Annotated in this window: 1 protein-coding gene; it reads right to left on the reverse strand. The window is 70.8% G+C overall.

Going from position 1 to position 880, the window contains the following annotated elements; genetic code table 11:
* Nucleotides 1-23 precede the first annotated feature (23 nt).
* The coding region (locus AC2W7A_RS12905) for a hypothetical protein (RefSeq protein WP_485991676.1) at nucleotides 24-880 on the reverse strand (857 nt) is incomplete at its 5' end.

The following is an 880-nucleotide window of genomic DNA, read 5'->3' on the forward strand; positions in this document are numbered from 1 at the left end:
GCCGGGGCTGGGCCCGCCGGGGGTCAGTCCTCGACCACGCGCGGCGGCTGGCCCGGGGCCACCGGACCCGGAGCGCCCTCCGGGCGGTCCAGCATCGAGTGGGTCGGCAGGTCCTCGGGGTCGGACTCGCCGGCGGGGATCTTCTTGGCCTCGGCGAGGGTCTCCTCGTCCATCTGGTAGTCCATGAACACCGGGGAGGCCTTGTCGATGACGTCCTGGTACTTCGACGGGTCCTTCAGGACCGTGTCCGCGAGGTGGTCGCGGGCCTGGGTGACGATCGTGGTGCTCTCGGCCACCGGGGAGTCCTTGATGGCGGTGAGGCCCTCGTTGGCGTCGCCGTAGCCCTCCATGGCGCCGAAGGTGATGGAGACCATCGCGGAGCCGTCCTCGTTGCAGGCCCAGCCGGTGCGCTGCGGCATCAGCGGGGCACCGTCACGGCCGCCCTTCATGCCCGGGCGGACCAGGGCCATCAGGCCCTTGCCGGACTTCTCGTCATAGGTGTACTCGTCCGCGATCGCGGCCGGCTCCGGTTTGCACCACTCCAGGCGGTCGCCGTTGAGGTCGTGCTGGTAGCGGACCATGGCCATCGGCATGCCGTTCTCCGCCCGGGTGGAGCTGGTGAACGAGCAGCTCATGAACTCCAGGTTCTCGTCCCGGGATGCGAAGAGCTGCGCGATGGAGACGTTGGACGCGTTCGGGATGTGGGTGGCGACCGCGTCCAGGGTGCCCTGGTCCAGCACGTCACGCGCGCAGTCCATGACGGACACGGTGTCCTGCTTCGCGGAGGCGATGGCGATCCAGGAGTCGGTGGCGGCGCCGTCGATCACGCCCGGGCCGTCGGTCTCGAGCGCCTCGCGGGGGCTGCGGGGCGGCGGGGTTG

Source organism: Micrococcus sp. LASM2_SD2 (genome assembly GCF_057364565.1).